Below are 16,023 nucleotides of genomic sequence, written 5' to 3' on the forward strand. Positions count from 1 at the left end.
AGGAACGGATATGGGGCCGCTAAAAGAGAAAAAAATATGGGTTCCGGCTGTGGTGCTGCTTTTGATCATATACAGCGTTACAGTCATTTACCATACAAATAAAAAACTGCCTGAAGGGTTGTCTTATGAAGGGAAAGTCCATCAGGTTGATGATTTGCAGCTGCTGACGGATTTATCATACGAAGACAAGAAAGGAAAGAGGCAGCATGAACAGGAGATTTTTGAAAGGATGCAGGAGGCTATTGAAGAAGCAGAGGAATATATCGTTATGGATATGTTCCTGTACAGCGGCTATTACGACAAAGAGGAAAAGTTTCCTCCGCTGAGCCAGAATATAACCGACAGACTGATCATGAAGAAGAAGCAAAATCCCGAAATGCCAATAATCGTCATTACAGATAAAATCAATACTACATATGGGTCCCATAGAGCACCTGAGCTGGAGGAGCTGAAAAAGAACGGCATAGAGGTGGTTATGACGAAGTTAGAGCCGCTGCGCGATTCCAACCCGCTCTATTCAGGTTTCTGGCGGATGTTTTTGCAGTGGTTTGGACAGGACGGCAAAGGCTGGCTGCCCAATCCGCTTGCCAATACTGCACCTGATGTAACAGCGCGGTCATATCTTGATCTGCTGAACATCAAGGCTAATCACCGCAAAGTCTTCGTGTCCGAGAAGACTGCCATCGTTTCCTCGGGAAACCCCCATGATGCAAGCGGCTATCATTCAAATATTGCTTTTGAAGGAAGCGGCAGCTTCATAGGGGACTTACTTCAAACAGAACAGGCTGTCATTGATTATTCCGGCTATGATATTCAGCTGCCAAAGTACCAGCAGCAGGATGCAAAGGAAGACGGACCTGTCAGCCTTCAGGTCTTGACAGAAGGGAAGATTCTCAAACATATCCTTCAAGAAATAGATGAAAGCCGGAAAGGAGATATCATATGGCTTGGCATGTTCTATCTTGCCGACCGGGATGTTATTGGAGGCCTGGAGGAAGCGGCAGACCGCGGAGTGCAGATCAATCTCGTATTCGACCCGAATCAGAATGCATTTGGCTCGGAAAAGACAGGTCTTCCGAATATTCCGGTTGCTTCTGAGCTTGAAAAACTCGGTAAAGAAAATATCTCCATCCGCTGGTACAATACAGATGAGGAGCAGTACCATCCGAAGCTGATGTTCATCCAAAAGAAAACTGACAGTGTGTTGATTGGCGGTTCAGCCAATTTTACAAAAAGGAATCTGGATGATTTGAATCTCGAAACAGATATGAAGATAGCAGCCCCCAATGACACGCCTGTCATGAAGGATGCTGATGCCTATTTCAAAAGGATATGGGAGAATGAAGATGGCATCTATACGCTCGACTATGCTACCCAGGAAGAGCTTCCTGTGTTCAGATATATCGTTTACAGCCTTCAAAAGATGCTTGGTTTTACCACTTATTAGAAAAATAGCCAGTTCCCTCAAAAAACCTTCCGGCACGCTTAGCCTGGAAGGTTTTTTACTGTGCCATTAGCAAAATGCTTTGAAACTTTTTGCCTTTTCCAATCGTTAATATTAAAGAGTGCTGCAAGAAAAAACAGGCAGGATATTTTAGCAGATTCGTCCTTCCCTTTGCTGCATAGATTCGTTACGATAGTATCCGGGAGGAATTTATTTTATGGCCAATATTCAACTTAATAGAAAGCCGGCAAAGAAAAGGAGCCTCGCTGCAAGAGTTGTTCTCGTGCTGCTGGCTGTTATTTCCGGCATCATATTTTGGCTTTACCCCTTTGCATCACCAGTTAAAGAAGATTATTTCTCAGGGGAGAACCCGATCATTTTCGAAGGAAAACAGGATGGAAATGCCTGGACTGATAACGGAAATGTCTATCTGCCGCTGTCATTACTCCAGGAAAAGCTGGATGATTCCATCGTATTTGATGAGCGCTCTCAATCTATTATCCTGACTACCAAAAATAAAGTCGTCCAAATGCCGACGGATGCCTTGTCTTATTATGTAAACAGCAAGCCGGTCGAACTGCAGCTGCCTGCAGCAATGAATAAGTCAGGCGGCCTGTATATTTCAATCGAAGAAATCAGGCGTTATTATCCTCTTGCTTATACAGTGCTCGAGGACACAGGTGCAATTTGGATACAAAAGGACGGCGAGACGGTGCAGAAGGCAATCATCCGAGATCAGGACATCAGCAAGGAAAGGCTGCGGTTAAGGACAGAACCTGATCTTCAATCACCGTATACAGCTGATGCCGAGGCGAATGAGGAGCTGTATATTGAAGAGACAAAAGGAGAATACTATTTTGCAAGAAAAAGTGACGGAAGAGCAGGATATATAAAAAAAGAGTATGTTATAAAAGGTGAACAAACAGAAGTGTCTGTAAAAGTAGAGGAATACAAACCTGAATTGAAGAAAATCGACGGCCCGATCCATCTGACATGGGAAGCGGTTTATTCGGAAAATCCCGATCATGCTGCCCTTCCCTCTATGCCAGGCGTCAATGTTGTTTCCCCCACGTGGTTCGAGCTTGCAGGTGAGGATGGATCTGTAAAAAATCTGGGCTCAGGAGATTATGTGAAATGGGCTCATGGCCGCGGCTATCAGGTCTGGGGCCTGTTTTCCAATGCTTTTGACGCGGAATTGACCCATCAGACATTCAAGGATTTTGAAACAAGGCAAAAAATCATCCGCTCGCTTCTGCACTACAGCCAAATTTATAAGCTGGACGGCATCAATCTTGATATTGAAAATGTAAACCAGGAAGATGGACCGCTGGTGACCCAGTTTGTCCGGGAAGCGACGCCTTATTTTCATCAGGCAGGACTGACGGTTTCAATGGATATCACCTTCATCTCTTCAAGCGGAAACTGGTCAGCCTTCTACGAAAGAGATAAGCTGGCAGGGATAGTCGATTATTTGGCGGTAATGGCGTACGATGAGCACTGGGCTACTTCTCCGGTTGCCGGAAGTGTTGCAAGCCTTCCTTGGGTGGAAAGCAATCTTCAGGCATTGCTTGAAGTGGTGCCGAAAGAAAAGCTTATACTGGGCGTTCCACTCTATGCCAGGCTGTGGGAGGAAAAAGATGAAGGGGGCATCTCCTCGGAGGCACTGTCTATGGAGCAAGTGAAAGAGTGGCTTACTGAAACGGGAGCCGTACCGGTATATGATGAAGCATCAGGGCAAAACTATGCAGAATATTATTCCGTCAAAGATAAGGCAACCTATAAAATCTGGCTTGAGGATGAAATGTCCTTGAGGAAAAGAGCTGAGATAGCAGATCGCCATGGACTGGCCGGAGTCGGCAGCTGGTCCAGGTATTTTGCGGATCAGTCAGCATGGCTGGCCCTTTCACCTGGTACGGGCCAGGCTGCAAAAAAGTAAGAAGTCTCCAAAAACAGCATTATATACTTTATAATAGGAAATGGCCGAAACAGGGCCATTTCCTTTTTAATTTTATTTACGATTGGAGTCTTTTTCATGAAAGTTGGTTTTTCAGCGCTGCAATGGATGCTATTCATGGTTGCCGGGACGATCGTCGCACCTATAGCCATTGCCGATCTATTCGGATTGAATCCAGCCGAGGCAGCGGGCCTCGTCCAGCGCACTATTTTTGTACTGGGGATATCAAGCCTCCTTCAGGGGTTCTTCGGGCACAGGCTGCCTATAAACGAAGGGCCAGCAGGACTCTGGTGGGGAGTGTTTGCCATATACGCAGGGCTAAGCGCCTCATTGTTTTCTTCAGCAGGTGAAACTCTGCAGGCATTGGAGGGAGCGATGCTTGTCTCAGGCGCTGTCTTCATCCTCCTTAGCATCTTTAAACTCATCGATCGGCTTGCGCTGCTGTTTACACCGGTTGTATCAGGAGTCTATCTGCTGCTGCTGATCCTGCAGCTCAGCGGGTCCTTTTTTAATGGCATGCTCGGAATCGGGTATCGCAGGGAAGGCGTCGACCTGCCTGTATTCTTTTTCTGTCTGGCGCTCGTCATCGCTGCGTTTTACTTGTCCAAACACAGAATCAGGGTGGTCAGTCAATATTCCATTCTGATCAGCCTTGTTGGCGGCTGGCTGCTGTTTTCTCTATTCGGACTGTCAAAGGAAGTGTCGTTATCGGGAGGCAGTGTGGTCTCCATGCCGGAACTGTTCGCTTTCGGCCCGCCGAAGTTTGATGCGGGAATGACCGTGACTGCCGTCTTTGTGACACTTCTTTTGCTTACCAATATGATTGCAAGCATCCGCGTCGCTGACGAGGTGCTGAAGAAAGAAGGAGCAATAACCCCTTCTCCTCGGTTCAAGGCTTCAGGCTTTGTGTCAGGGGTCAACCAGCTGCTTGGCGGTGTTTTCTCAGCAATCGGACCTGTGCCGATCTCAGGCTCAGCCGGGTTCATTGCTACGACAAAAATTACTAAGCTCCTCCCATTCATGATTGGGGCGGCAATCATCACGGCAGCAAGCTTTTTTCCTGCCCTGATGTCTTTCTTTGCATCACTCCCGGCTCCTGTAGGCTATTCAGTCACTTTTGTAGTGTTTGCCAATATGGCAGGCATTGCATTCGGAGAGCTGGACAAAGAAACGGAAACCGGCCGGGTCCGGCTTGTGGCGGGCATTGCGCTCCTTGCAGGTGTGGGTGCTATGTTTGTGCCGCCTGAGGCTTTTAAAGGGGTTTCCCCGCTTATTACTTCATTCTTGAATAATGGATTAATATTCGGTTCTGTTATAGCCATAGCAGCCGATCAGCTTACAAAAAGGGTTTACGGCGGGCAGTCTGGGGAAAGCCGCTAAAAGCCCGGTGGCAGGTGCTCTTGGGCACCTGCCATTAATATAATATCATGGACTTTATTTTTTGAATAATGTTAAAATTATAGCAAATATACATAAGGAATTGATACAATGCAGAAAACGATGCTAACGAAAGAAGACATACTTGAACTTGCTGACTATGCGGCAGCAAAAAACAGCCGCCAGGATTCATTTATTGGCTATCTGGGTACAGAGGCGCAGGATATTGCAGAAGATCTGTCAGACATTTTTAAGGATGCAGATTCCGCCTGCTTTATCCATAGAGAGGATTCCTCAGAAATCACTGGTTTCCTCGGGGTGGATGCCGATTTGGAAAGAGGTGTCGGAGAATTATGGGGTCCATTTGCAGAGCCTCACAGCTGGGAGGACTCTGCTGCATATCTGATGTCATTAGCGGAAGAATATTTTGGGAACAGGCTGAACCAATGGCATCTCTTTATTGGCCGGAAAAATGAACGATGCAGATTGTTTGCTGAGAAGAAAGGCTTCAAACTTGCTTCATCTCAGATGTTCATGGAGCTTACTCTCGAAGATGCAGTGGACGGAGAACCGGCATCTTTTTTGCCGAAGGAGTTCTTTGCCGATTTTACCCTTCTTCATGATTCACTGTTTCCAGCCACCTATTATTCCGGCAGCGAGGTGCTTGAAAAAATCGATGATGAACATCTTATTTTTGCCCTAGCTAAGAACAGCGGATTGTCAGGCTATCTATACGCGGAACTGGACTCAGAAGAAAAGGCTGCGAGCATTGAATTTATGGGCGTTTCCCTTGTTGAGAGAAAAAAAGGCACTGGAGCAAGGCTTATTCTTATGGCAGCAAAGAAGCTGAGGGAAAGCGGGATTGAAAGGATAAAATTGTGCGTCGACAGCGCCAACGAAAAGGCAATTTCACTCTATAAGAAAATGGGCTTTAAAGAAACAAACACCCTTCTGTTTTATAAAAGGCAGTGTTGATTCAGCTCATTACTGAGTAACTCTTGCTCAACACATATTTATAAAAAGCAACAAATCCTTGATGAAACAAAGCCGGAAGCATATCCTGCATTTTCACTTCGTAAAGACCTGACAGGTTTCGGACTCATCCCTTCAGGTTATAGGAATACTGGCGAACATAAAAGGAATATGAAATAATAAGGAGTGGTGAAAAGAATGGCAATTGAAAATCCGAGCCGGGAAGAAATCGGCAAAATACTTAAAAAAGCGAAGAAGGTGGCTGTTGTCGGCCTGAGCGGGAATCCGGACAGGACTTCTTATATGGTGTCGAAAGCAATGCAGGATGCAGGGTATACCATCATTCCGGTCAATCCGGGCGAAGAAGAAATCCTTGGTGAAAAGGCTGTCGGTTCACTGAATGAAATAGAGGGGCATATCGATATCGTAAATATTTTCAGGCGTTCAGAATATCTGCCTGATCTTGCAAGGGAATTTGATGAAATAGATGCGGATGTTTTTTGGGCCCAGCTGGGTGTTGCTAATCAGGAAGCCTATGACTTTTTGAAGGACAAAGGCTACACAGTCATTATGGATCGCTGTATCAAAGTAGAGCATGCTATGACAAAATGACGAAAATTGGAACCTAAAGCACACTAATACATCTGCTATTAGTGTGCTTTCATTTGCGGGGAAAGTAGGCTCGAAAGGATTCGTCTGCTCTTTGGCAGCATCTGTGTCATCAATTCTTAATCTAAAAAAATCCAGAACTCATTTGCCAAAACCAAATAAATAGATACAATTAAGCATAGACGTCTTTTGAAAATATGGTAAACTTAAACATAGAACACTTGTTCTTATACCGGTATTTCTGTGCCGGGGACAAGGATTATCATGTGAAAAGGCGAATACTTATAGTGATGTTCGACAACATAGATACAAAGGCAAGACGGTTGTGTGCAGCAATGAAAGGGGTATGTTTGTGGCAACAAATCAGCAGGCATTTGATTATAATGATGATGCCATACAGGTACTAGAAGGGCTGGAAGCAGTTAGAAAACGCCCTGGGATGTACATTGGAAGCACCGATGCGAGAGGTTTGCACCATCTCGTATATGAAATAGTAGATAACTCAGTGGATGAAGCACTTGCAGGCTATGGAGACCACATTATCGTCAAAATACATAAAGATAACTCCATCAGCGTGCAGGATAAAGGCCGGGGCATGCCAACAGGTATGCATAAGCTCGGCAAACCTACACCTGAAATCATTTTGACTGTGCTCCATGCAGGAGGCAAGTTCGGCCAGGGAGGATATAAGACGAGCGGCGGGCTCCACGGCGTCGGCGCCTCAGTCGTGAACGCGCTCTCAGAATGGCTCGTCGTCAAAATCCGCAGGAATGGGTTCGTATATGAGCAGCGGTTCGAAAATGGCGGCAAGCCCGCGACTACGCTCGAGAAGGTCGGAAAAACGAATCAGTCGGGAACAGTGATCCATTTTAAGCCTGATCCAGCGATTTTTTCGACAACTGTCTATAACTACGAGACTCTTTGTGAACGCCTCCGGGAGTCCGCATTCCTGATGAAAGGCATGAAAATTGAACTGATTGATGAAAGGCACGATGCCCGTGACCTGTTCCATTTCGAAACAGGCATCGAAGCTTTTGTTGAATATCTGAACGAGGAAAAAGACGTTCTGCATCCTGTTGTCAGCTTTGAAGGAGAGCATAATCAGATCGAAGTCGATTTTGCTTTCCAATTTAATGACGGATATTCTGAGAATGTCCTTTCCTTTGTCAATAATGTCCGTACAAAAGACGGCGGAACACACGAAGCAGGAAGCAAAACAGCAATGACCAGGGTCTTCAATGAGTACGCACGCAAAGTTGGACTGCTGAAGGAAAAAGATAAAAATCTTGACGGCTCTGATATCAGGGAAGGCTTTTCTGCAATCATTTCTGTAAGGGTTCCGGAAGAGCTCCTTCAGTTTGAAGGACAGACAAAAGGGAAACTGGGCACCAGTGAAGCCCGTTCTGCCGTTGATGCTGTCGTGAGTGAGCATCTGTCCTATTTCCTTGAAGAGAACCCTAATATCAGCTCTCTGCTTATAAAAAAAGCCATCAAAGCCTATCAGGCAAGAGAAGCGGCGCGCAAGGCAAGAGAAGAAGCGCGCGGCGGCAAGAAAAGGAAGCGCTCGGAAGCGGTCCTTTCCGGAAAGCTGACGCCGGCGCAATCCCGCAATCCCCAGAAGAATGAATTGTACCTTGTAGAGGGAGACTCTGCCGGCGGTTCAGCAAAGCAAGGCCGGGACAGACGCTTCCAGGCGGTCCTGCCGCTCAGGGGTAAAGTCATCAATACTGAAAAAGCTAAGCTTCAGGACATTTTTAAGAACGAGGAAATCAACACGATCATCCATGCCATCGGTGCAGGGGTGGGGGCGGATTTCAATGTGGAAGATGTCAACTATGAGAAAGTTGTAATCATGACTGATGCCGATACAGACGGCGCGCATATTCAAGTGCTGCTGCTTACATTCTTCTATCGGTATATGAAGCCTCTCATCGAAGCAGGCAAGGTGTTCATTGCCCTGCCTCCGCTGTACAAAGTGAGCAAAGGGATCGGAAAAAAAGAAAAGATCGAGTATGCCTGGAGCGACGATGAGCTGCAGGGTGCCATGAAAAAAATCGGCAAAGGCTATATGATCCAGCGCTACAAAGGTCTTGGCGAAATGAATGCCGACCAGCTGTGGGAAACGACCATGGATCCGGAATCAAGGACGCTGATCAGGGTCAGGATCGATGATGCTGCAAGAGCGGAAAGAAGGGTTACGACCTTGATGGGAGATAAGGTCGAGCCGAGAAGAAAATGGATTGAAACAAATGTTGCCTTTGGCCTTGAAGAAGACGGCAGCATTCTTGAAAATGAAAATATCTCGGTTGCAGAGGAGGCGGCTGATCTATGAGTTCAGCGAGTTCAGCGGAAAAATTCCGGGATCTACCCCTCGAGGATGTTCTCGGCGACCGATTTGGGCGTTATAGTAAATATATTATCCAGGACAGGGCCCTCCCGGATGTCAGGGACGGGCTGAAGCCGGTACAGCGGCGCATCCTGTATGCGATGCATGTAGAAGGCAATACAAATGAAAAAGGGTTCCGGAAATCTGCCAAAACGGTAGGGAATGTGATCGGCAACTACCATCCGCACGGAGATTCTTCAGTATACGATGCTATGGTGCGGATGAGCCAGGACTGGAAGGTAAGAAATTTCCTTGTTGAAATGCATGGGAATAACGGAAGCATCGACGGAGACCCTCCAGCAGCCATGCGTTATACAGAAGCAAGGCTGTCGGCAATTTCATCAGAGCTTCTGCGGGATATTGAAAAGCATACAGTCGACTTCATCCCCAACTTTGATGATACTTCCAGTGAACCGACTGTACTTCCAGCCATGTTCCCGAACCTGCTGGTCAATGGATCGACCGGAATTTCAGCTGGTTATGCAACGGAAATCCCCCCGCATCATCTAGGGGAAATTATTGACGGCGTCATCATGCGCATGGACAAACCGGATTGTACAGTTGATGAGCTTATGGAGGTTATCAAAGGGCCTGATTTCCCGACCGGGGGAACCATCCAGGGTGCTGAAGGCATCAAGAAGGCCTATGAGACCGGGAAAGGCAAAATCATCATCCGCGGCAAATCAGAGGTTGAAGACATCCGCGGCGGCAGGCAGCAGATAGTCATCACAGAAATTCCGTTCGAAGTTAACAAAGCAAATCTGGTCAAGAAGATTGATGAGCTTAAAATGGACAGGAAAGTGGAAGGCATCAGCGAAGTAAGGGATGAAACCGACCGGACAGGCTTGAGGATCGTTATTGAGCTTAAGAAGGATGCAGACGCTGCAGGTGTCTTAAACTATCTTTATAAAAATACGGATCTTCAAATTCCATACAACTTCAATATGGTCGCGATTTCAAACCGCCATCCAAAGCTGCTCGGGCTGCGGGAAATGCTTGATGCTTATATCGGGCATCAGAAAGAAGTGGTTACGCGGAGGTCCCAGTACGAGCTGAAAAAGGCACAGGACCGCCAGCATATCGTGGAAGGCCTTATGAAGGCACTGTCGATTCTTGATGAAGTCATCGCCGCTATCCGTGCTTCAAAGGATAAACGCGATGCAAAGGATAACCTGATCAGCCAGTTCGGTTTCACAGAGCCTCAGGCTGAAGCGATTGTATCCCTTCAGCTGTACCGGTTGACGAATACAGACATTACTGCACTGCGGGCGGAAGCGGAAGAGCTTGCCCAAAAGGTAGCAGAGCTGCTTAGCATCCTTCAGAGCGAGAAAAAGCTTCTGAGCGTGATTAAAAAGGATCTCAAAGATGTGAAGAAAAGATTTGCGGACGCGCGGCGTTCTGTAATCGAAGCTGAAATCGAAGAGATTAAAATCAATCTCGAAGTGCTTATCGCAAGTGAAGATGTCATCGTTACCGTTACAAACGAAGGCTATGTCAAAAGGACAAGCCAGCGATCCTTTGCCGCATCAAACGGACAGGATTTCGGCATGAAGGATTCTGACAGGCTTATGTCAAAACTTGATATGAACACTACAGATGTCCTTCTTGTCTTTACGGACAAAGGAAGCTATATGTATCTGCCTGTCCATGAACTTCCGGATATACGCTGGAAAGATCTTGGGCAGCATGTTGCCAATCTGGTGCCGATTGACCGGACTGAATCCATCATCGGGGCTATTCCGGTTAAAGATTTTGAGGCCGAAGCCTATTTGATGTTTATCACGAAGAATGGCATGGTGAAGAAATCGGAGCTGAAAAATTATAAAGCACAGCGATATTCAAAGCCGCTTGTAGCCGTTAATCTCAAAAATGATGATGTCGTGACTGATGTTTTCCTTACTGACGGCAAGCAGGATCTAATGCTTGCAACTTCTATGGGATATGCACTTTGGTTCCCTGAAGAGGAAGTCAGCGTCGTAGGGGCGCGTGCCGCCGGTGTGAAGGGAATCAATCTGAAGGACGGCGATTATGTGGTAAGCGGAAAGCTTGTCAGCAATGTCAAAGAGGAAGCTGTTGTCATTGCAACCCAGCGCGGTGCCATCAAAAAGATGAAGCTTGCTGAGTTTGAAAGAACTTCCCGTGCCAAACGAGGACTAGTGATGCTGCGGGAACTAAAAGCAAACCCTCACAGAGTTGTCGGAATGGTGCTGGCAAAAAATCATGACAAGATTTTTATTGAATCAGAAAAAGGCGTTATCGAGCAAGTGTCAGCCTCTGACCTCCGCTTTAATGACCGCTATTCGAACGGATCATTCATTCTTGACGAATCTGACAGCGGAAAAGCGAAAAAGATGTGGCAAGAAGCAGCTGATACTAACGGATGATTGATGAAAAGCCCCTGTTAAACAGACAGGGGCTTTTTGCTTAGAAAAAAGATAAAAGCAGGTAAGAAGACCTGTTTTGTTATTTTACTATAAGGGTATAGATATTACGTTTACATAAATTATTCTGTCAGCAAGGACATGAAAGCATTTTCATCTTGTCCGCCAGCAAAACTTCTGATAGATTTAAGGGAGTTACTATTTTAAGATAACAATTTTCTGACAGACAGCCAAGGGGGAAACGAATGGAGACTTTTGTGAACGAGTTCCAGGAATATGTTGGCCTGGTAAATGATTTTGTATGGACATATATTTTGATAGCAGGTTTGATTCTGCTGGGATTGTATTTCAGCTTCAAGACTAAATTTGTGCAGCTGAGATACTTCAAGGAAATGTTCAGGATTCTCGGCGATAAGTCGATGGTTTCTGCAGAAGGCAAGAGGGGAATCTCTTCATTCCAGGCTTTCAGCATAAGTGCTGCTTCACGCATTGGCACGGGCAATATGGCCGGCGTCGCTACAGCCATTGCAGGGGGAGGCCCGGGTGCGGTATTCTGGATGTGGCTTATCGCCTTTCTTGGAGCGGCTTCCAGCTTTGTAGAGAGCACGCTTGCCCAGATTTATAAAGTAAAAGATAAAGACGGATTCCGCGGAGGTCCGGCCTACTATATGGAAAAAGGCTTAAACAAGCGCTGGATGGGTATATTGTTCGCGGTTATCATCACCTTCTGTTTTGGACTGGTATTCAACTCTGTTCAGTCCAATACCATCTCGCTTGCATTTAATCAGTCCTTCGGGATCAGCAGATTGTGGATCGGCATCGTGCTGGCAGTGTTTACGGCTGTCATCATCTTTGGAGGGGTCAAACGGATTGCCCATGTATCACAAGTGCTTGTACCGGTCATGGCTGTACTCTACCTGATTCTTGCGATTGTGATCCTGATGATGAATGTTACTGAAATACCGGCTATGTTCGGTTTGATCATTGAAAGTGCATTCGGCTTCAGGGAAGCAGCCGGGGGTGCCATGGGTGCTGCCGTCATGATGGGCATCAAGCGGGGGCTCTTCTCCAATGAAGCGGGTATGGGGAGCGCGCCGAATGCTGCTGCCACAGCCGCTGTTACCCATCCGGCAAAACAGGGTCTTATCCAGACTCTTGGGGTATTCGTGGATACAATCCTGATTTGTTCAGCAACTGCTTTTATCATCCTTTTGTCAGGCGATTATACAGGAACGAACCTGACTGGGATTGAGCTTACACAATCAGCCCTGGCAACGCATATAGGCTCATGGGCAAGCTATTTTGTGGCAATCGCGATCCTATTGTTCGCATTCAGCTCTGTTATCGGCAACTATTATTATGGTGAAACGAATATTGAATTCATTAAAGAAAGCAAGACTGCTCTCTTTGTCTACCGCCTGGCAGTGATCGGAATGGTCATTTTCGGTGCAGCAGTCGATCTTGAAGTTGTATGGGGACTTGCCGACCTGTTCATGGGCATCATGGCCATCATCAACCTGATTGCCATCACCATGCTTGGCAAAATAGCATTTGCTGCACTGAAGGACTACAAAACTCAGCGCAGGGAAGGAAAAGATCCTGTCTTCTATTCTGACAGCATCCCGGGATTAAAGAACATAGAATACTGGGAAACGAAAGAGCAGGCTTTAAAGAAGAAAAAACTGAACTAATGAAAATGGCTTCCCTGAGCAGGGAGGCCATTTTTTTATAGGCAGAGAAGGATTTTGCCGTATTGAGGAATAATCTTTGCCTCTACGTTTGATAAAGCTGAATCAAATCCGTTAGGGTAAATAGCGACGCCATATGGAAGCGAAGTGTCTGGAGTACAGATCAACAGCCTCAATTAAAAAGCATAAAAAAATCGTCTTTGAACGGGTACATAGATTTCCCAAATCTGGACATAATACGAATAAAATTGTTCGGAAAGGGCGGTTTTTATGAGAAGGGAACTATTGTTCGCATTCGCTGCATTTTTCTTCATGTCAGTTTCAGCTATAACAGGTGCTTATGCAGTTGAACAGGCTGACAAGGCAGAAACGGTCGAGAAGAAGAAGGAAGATATAACCGGGGATGGAGAAAAAGATACTATTTATATAAAAGGAATTCCATATGAAGAAGGGGCTGCTTTTTTAAAGGAAGTCTATGTGATCATTGAGGCTTCAAATGGCCAGACATACCGGATTGATTTAGAAGGCGGATATGAACCTTCTGTAAAGTTCAGCGATTTGAACCATGATGGAGTAAAGGATCTGTTCGCAACAGTTCCTACTGGGGGCAGCGGCGGGCTCTCCAACTACTATTTGTATACGTTAAAAGACTTCAAGCTCGAGGATTTGACTGTTCCTGAACCTTTGGCTATCGAGAGTGAATTCAAGGATGGCTATAAAGCCTCAATTACCATTCCTGCGACAGGCCAATCTTATACTTTTGATTTAACAGAGAGAAAAGACGACTATGAACGCCTGGGACTCTACCATAACGGCAAATTGAATGAGCCGGCAGAACTGATGGTCGATCCTTTTGGGACACTTATCCCAATCATGCTTGATAATGGTAAGCATGGCTTAAAGGGTGTGCAGCAAATCAGCGGGGCGTATCACGCTGATTCGATAGCATTTGCTGAATCCTCATGGATATATGAAAATGGCAGCTGGAAATTGCTTGAAACCAAGCTGTATGAGACAGGCAGGGGGCATAAAAAGAGATAGGCTTTTGTCACCCTTGTGAGACTAACTTCATATGTTATAGCAAGAATAACTTCTTTCCGAAGGGAGAGCAGCTTGCTATGAGTCAATTTAATCCTCAGAAACTAAGTGTCAGGTATCTGGCTCCGGCAACAGAGCAGAAGCCTGTCGATGCTAGGAAATATACACTTACACATTCAGATGAGACTGGTGAACTGTTTCTTAGCATCGGTTGCGTTTATGATTACAGCAGCGTAAATAAAAAATTCAGGGATGAAGTTCTGGCTGAGTGGCTGCCGCAGATGGGGCAATATGTTCTTAAGGCAGCAGTATATGTGAGCGGGGGAGAGTTTGACGAAAAAACTTCGAAGATGCGGTATATGATATTCCAGCGGGAAATGGATTTAGCGCTGAAAGCAATCATTTACGGAGACAGGAGCTTTTTCACAAGCTATCCATGGCTGCTGGATTCACCAATTTATGTGCAGTTTGAGTCCGTATTTCCGCAGTTCAGCAAGATCATTTACTATGGAACGCCAAGGCAGTATTTAAATAGTTTACAGCAGCCGGTTATCTGAAAAATGACATGGGAACAAGCTCCAGGCATTGACCGGGGCTTGTTTTGCATATACGGAGGCAGAGCATGGGATTGAGTGGAATATAAAAATATTATGTAAACTAATTGAGTTTTCCGAGAAGAGGCGTTGCTTTAAAAAGAACCAGCTAAATAAGTTCATAAATCAAGAGAAACCAATAATGAGGAATAAATATATAACATATCAATAAAAGCTGCTGTAAGCATCCAGATGCCGACCTGTGAGATTGTAAGTATGCTGGAAGCCAGCAGCAGAAAGATTGAGATTGAATAATATATTAGATGAAATCAGAGTGAATTCGAAATTCATAAATTAATAAGCAAGAGATTTAAAAAAATATTAATCACTGCAATTTGGTCAAAAACACATTTAGAGTCAATTTCCTGTAAAATTTCTATTTCGTCTCACTATCTTAAGTATACTTAACTATTGAGACCTGATATTCGTTCGTTTATATGACTTCCTATAATATATATTATGTTCGGGGCGTAGTTTTAAAAAACAGGACAGCTTAAGCTGCCTACTCTATCCTGTGCTTATAACCGCTGTCTTTTGCTGACTTTATATCAATGTATCCTGCGCTGTACTCAATCACATCATTGATAAAAACATCATGTTTCTTGGCGAAGGTTTTTACCTGTTCAATCAGGCTGCTGTCATATGTAGTTTTGTACTGGATTCTGTCTTTAGGCCGATTTTTCTTATTGAAATCAATATAATCCTGCTCAAGGACTTTTTTGAGTCCTGTTTCGAGTAAATAATTCACATGGGTATCATGTTCATAAGCCAGTTCATTCAGGTTTTCAATCAACGCTTTGCTGATATTAGTCCTAAACTTTACCCTTGATTCATCTGTTCTTTGAATCAGTTTTCCGTCAACCTTTTTCCACATGTTCATTCACCTTCCTGATAAGAAACTCTATATCAATCATTATAGCATGTGCTGTTTTTAGCGAAAAGAACATATGTTCTATGTCAGTAAAATTGTTCACTTTGTCATCTTTCTTCCATTTTTTAAGCCCTTTATATAAATTTCCTGTCAGATTTCCTCCCAAACCGAATGCTTTTTTATCCCTATCACTCCAATAATATATAAAATACCTTAAATTGGAGTGATCCTGTTGACGAACCTTTATTTTATGGAAAATGCAGTAGAGGCTGCTTTGGAGAATGCTGCTGCCCATCTGGGAGGTCCTTTTGGAGCGGTTGTTGTGAAGGATGGCACGGTGATCGGCACAGGCACAAACCGGGTCACTTCGCTTAATGATCCTACAGCACATGCAGAAATACAGGCGATCCGTGCTGCCTGCCTGCATCTTCAGGATTTCCAGCTGAGCGGCTGTGAAATCTATACCAGCTGTGAGCCATGCCCAATGTGCTTTGGCGCTATCTACTGGGCTCGCCCAAAAGCAGTATATTTTGCCTGTACAAAAGAAGATGCAGCCGCTGCAGGATTTGATGATCAGTTTATTTATGAGCAGCTCTCCCTCCCGCTTGAACAGCGCAGCATAGAAATGCGGCAGGTTAAAATGGATGAAGCTTTAATGCCGTTTAAATTGTGGGAGAAGTCTTTTTCTAAGATTGATTATTGAGATATAA

The 16,023-nt window shown here is 45.2% G+C and carries 12 protein-coding genes; 11 read left to right on the forward strand and 1 reads right to left on the reverse strand.

The window, feature by feature from the left end; genetic code table 11:
• Window positions 1-10: 10 nt before the first annotated feature.
• The 10 genes from N288_RS10990 to N288_RS11035 all read left to right on the forward strand — a co-directional run bounded on the left by N288_RS10990 (window position 11) and on the right by N288_RS11035 (window position 14,406).
• A complete protein-coding gene (locus N288_RS10990; protein WP_022543832.1) occupies window positions 11-1,447 on the forward strand; it encodes a phospholipase D family protein in 1,437 nt (478 codons plus the stop codon).
• Window positions 1,448-1,661: 214 nt separating this feature from the next.
• Entirely contained in the window at window positions 1,662-3,380 is a 1,719-nt protein-coding gene (locus N288_RS10995; protein WP_009790938.1) for a glycosyl hydrolase family 18 protein, read from the forward strand.
• Between the two features lie 96 nt (window positions 3,381-3,476).
• Window positions 3,477-4,778 carry a purine/pyrimidine permease gene (locus tag N288_RS11000; RefSeq protein ID WP_009790939.1) on the forward strand — a complete coding sequence of 434 codons (1,302 nt, stop codon included), beginning with the start codon at window positions 3,477-3,479 and terminating at the stop codon, window positions 4,776-4,778.
• Window positions 4,779-4,886: 108 nt separating this feature from the next.
• Window positions 4,887-5,750 (forward strand): GNAT family N-acetyltransferase, encoded by an 864-nt coding sequence (locus N288_RS11005; protein WP_022543833.1) that lies wholly within the window; start codon window positions 4,887-4,889, stop codon window positions 5,748-5,750.
• A gap of 195 nt (window positions 5,751-5,945) precedes the next feature.
• Entirely contained in the window at window positions 5,946-6,359 is a 414-nt protein-coding gene (locus N288_RS11010) for a CoA-binding protein (RefSeq protein WP_009796317.1), read from the forward strand.
• Window positions 6,360-6,708: 349 nt separating this feature from the next.
• Window positions 6,709-8,688, forward strand: a complete 1,980-nt coding sequence (gene parE / locus N288_RS11015; protein ID WP_022543834.1) for a DNA topoisomerase IV subunit B — start codon at window positions 6,709-6,711, stop codon at window positions 8,686-8,688.
• The gene (gene parC / locus N288_RS11020; protein WP_022543835.1) at window positions 8,685-11,126 is read left to right on the forward strand and encodes a DNA topoisomerase IV subunit A; all 2,442 of its coding nucleotides are present in this window, start codon (window positions 8,685-8,687) and stop codon (window positions 11,124-11,126) included. Before parE ends, parC begins: the two co-directional genes overlap by 4 nt.
• A gap of 242 nt (window positions 11,127-11,368) precedes the next feature.
• A complete protein-coding gene (locus N288_RS11025; protein ID WP_009793910.1) occupies window positions 11,369-12,814 on the forward strand; it encodes an alanine/glycine:cation symporter family protein in 1,446 nt (481 codons plus the stop codon).
• A gap of 267 nt (window positions 12,815-13,081) precedes the next feature.
• A complete protein-coding gene (locus N288_RS11030; protein ID WP_009793909.1) occupies window positions 13,082-13,852 on the forward strand; it encodes a hypothetical protein in 771 nt (256 codons plus the stop codon).
• Between the two features lie 77 nt (window positions 13,853-13,929).
• Window positions 13,930-14,406 carry a staygreen family protein gene (locus N288_RS11035; RefSeq protein WP_009793908.1) on the forward strand — a complete coding sequence of 159 codons (477 nt, stop codon included), beginning with the start codon at window positions 13,930-13,932 and terminating at the stop codon, window positions 14,404-14,406.
• A gap of 538 nt (window positions 14,407-14,944) precedes the next feature.
• On the opposite strand, the gene N288_RS11040 is transcribed toward N288_RS11035, so the two are convergent.
• A complete protein-coding gene (locus N288_RS11040; protein WP_232217716.1) occupies window positions 14,945-15,322 on the reverse strand; it encodes an rRNA methyltransferase in 378 nt (125 codons plus the stop codon).
• A 241-nt stretch (window positions 15,323-15,563) separates the two neighbouring features.
• Here N288_RS11040 and N288_RS11050 point away from each other — a divergent pair, with 241 nt between their 5' ends.
• Complete coding sequence (locus tag N288_RS11050; RefSeq protein WP_035402596.1) at window positions 15,564-16,016, forward strand: nucleoside deaminase; 453 nt, start codon at window positions 15,564-15,566, stop codon at window positions 16,014-16,016.
• The last annotated feature ends 7 nt before the right edge of the window (window positions 16,017-16,023 follow it).

This window comes from Bacillus infantis NRRL B-14911 (assembly GCF_000473245.1).
In the GTDB taxonomy this organism is placed as follows: Bacteria; Bacillota; Bacilli; order Bacillales; family Cytobacillaceae; genus Bacillus_AB; species Bacillus_AB infantis.

Excerpts from the sequence above, each read along its gene's own strand:
- N288_RS10990 (WP_022543832.1), top strand. The coding sequence starts at position 11 with ATGGGGCCGCTAAAAGAGAAAAAAATATGGGTTCCGGCTGTGGTGCTG.
- N288_RS10995 (WP_009790938.1), top strand. The coding sequence starts at position 1,662 with ATGGCCAATATTCAACTTAATAGAAAGCCGGCAAAGAAAAGGAGCCTC.
- N288_RS11000 (WP_009790939.1), top strand. The coding sequence starts at position 3,477 with ATGAAAGTTGGTTTTTCAGCGCTGCAATGGATGCTATTCATGGTTGCC.
- N288_RS11005 (WP_022543833.1), top strand. The coding sequence starts at position 4,887 with ATGCAGAAAACGATGCTAACGAAAGAAGACATACTTGAACTTGCTGAC.
- N288_RS11010 (WP_009796317.1), top strand. The coding sequence starts at position 5,946 with ATGGCAATTGAAAATCCGAGCCGGGAAGAAATCGGCAAAATACTTAAA.
- parC (WP_022543835.1), top strand. The coding sequence starts at position 8,685 with ATGAGTTCAGCGAGTTCAGCGGAAAAATTCCGGGATCTACCCCTCGAG.
- N288_RS11025 (WP_009793910.1), top strand. The coding sequence starts at position 11,369 with ATGGAGACTTTTGTGAACGAGTTCCAGGAATATGTTGGCCTGGTAAAT.
- N288_RS11030 (WP_009793909.1), top strand. The coding sequence starts at position 13,082 with ATGAGAAGGGAACTATTGTTCGCATTCGCTGCATTTTTCTTCATGTCA.
- N288_RS11035 (WP_009793908.1), top strand. The coding sequence starts at position 13,930 with ATGAGTCAATTTAATCCTCAGAAACTAAGTGTCAGGTATCTGGCTCCG.
- N288_RS11040 (WP_232217716.1), bottom strand. The coding sequence starts at position 15,322 with ATGAACATGTGGAAAAAGGTTGACGGAAAACTGATTCAAAGAACAGAT.
- N288_RS11050 (WP_035402596.1), top strand. The coding sequence starts at position 15,564 with ATGGAAAATGCAGTAGAGGCTGCTTTGGAGAATGCTGCTGCCCATCTG.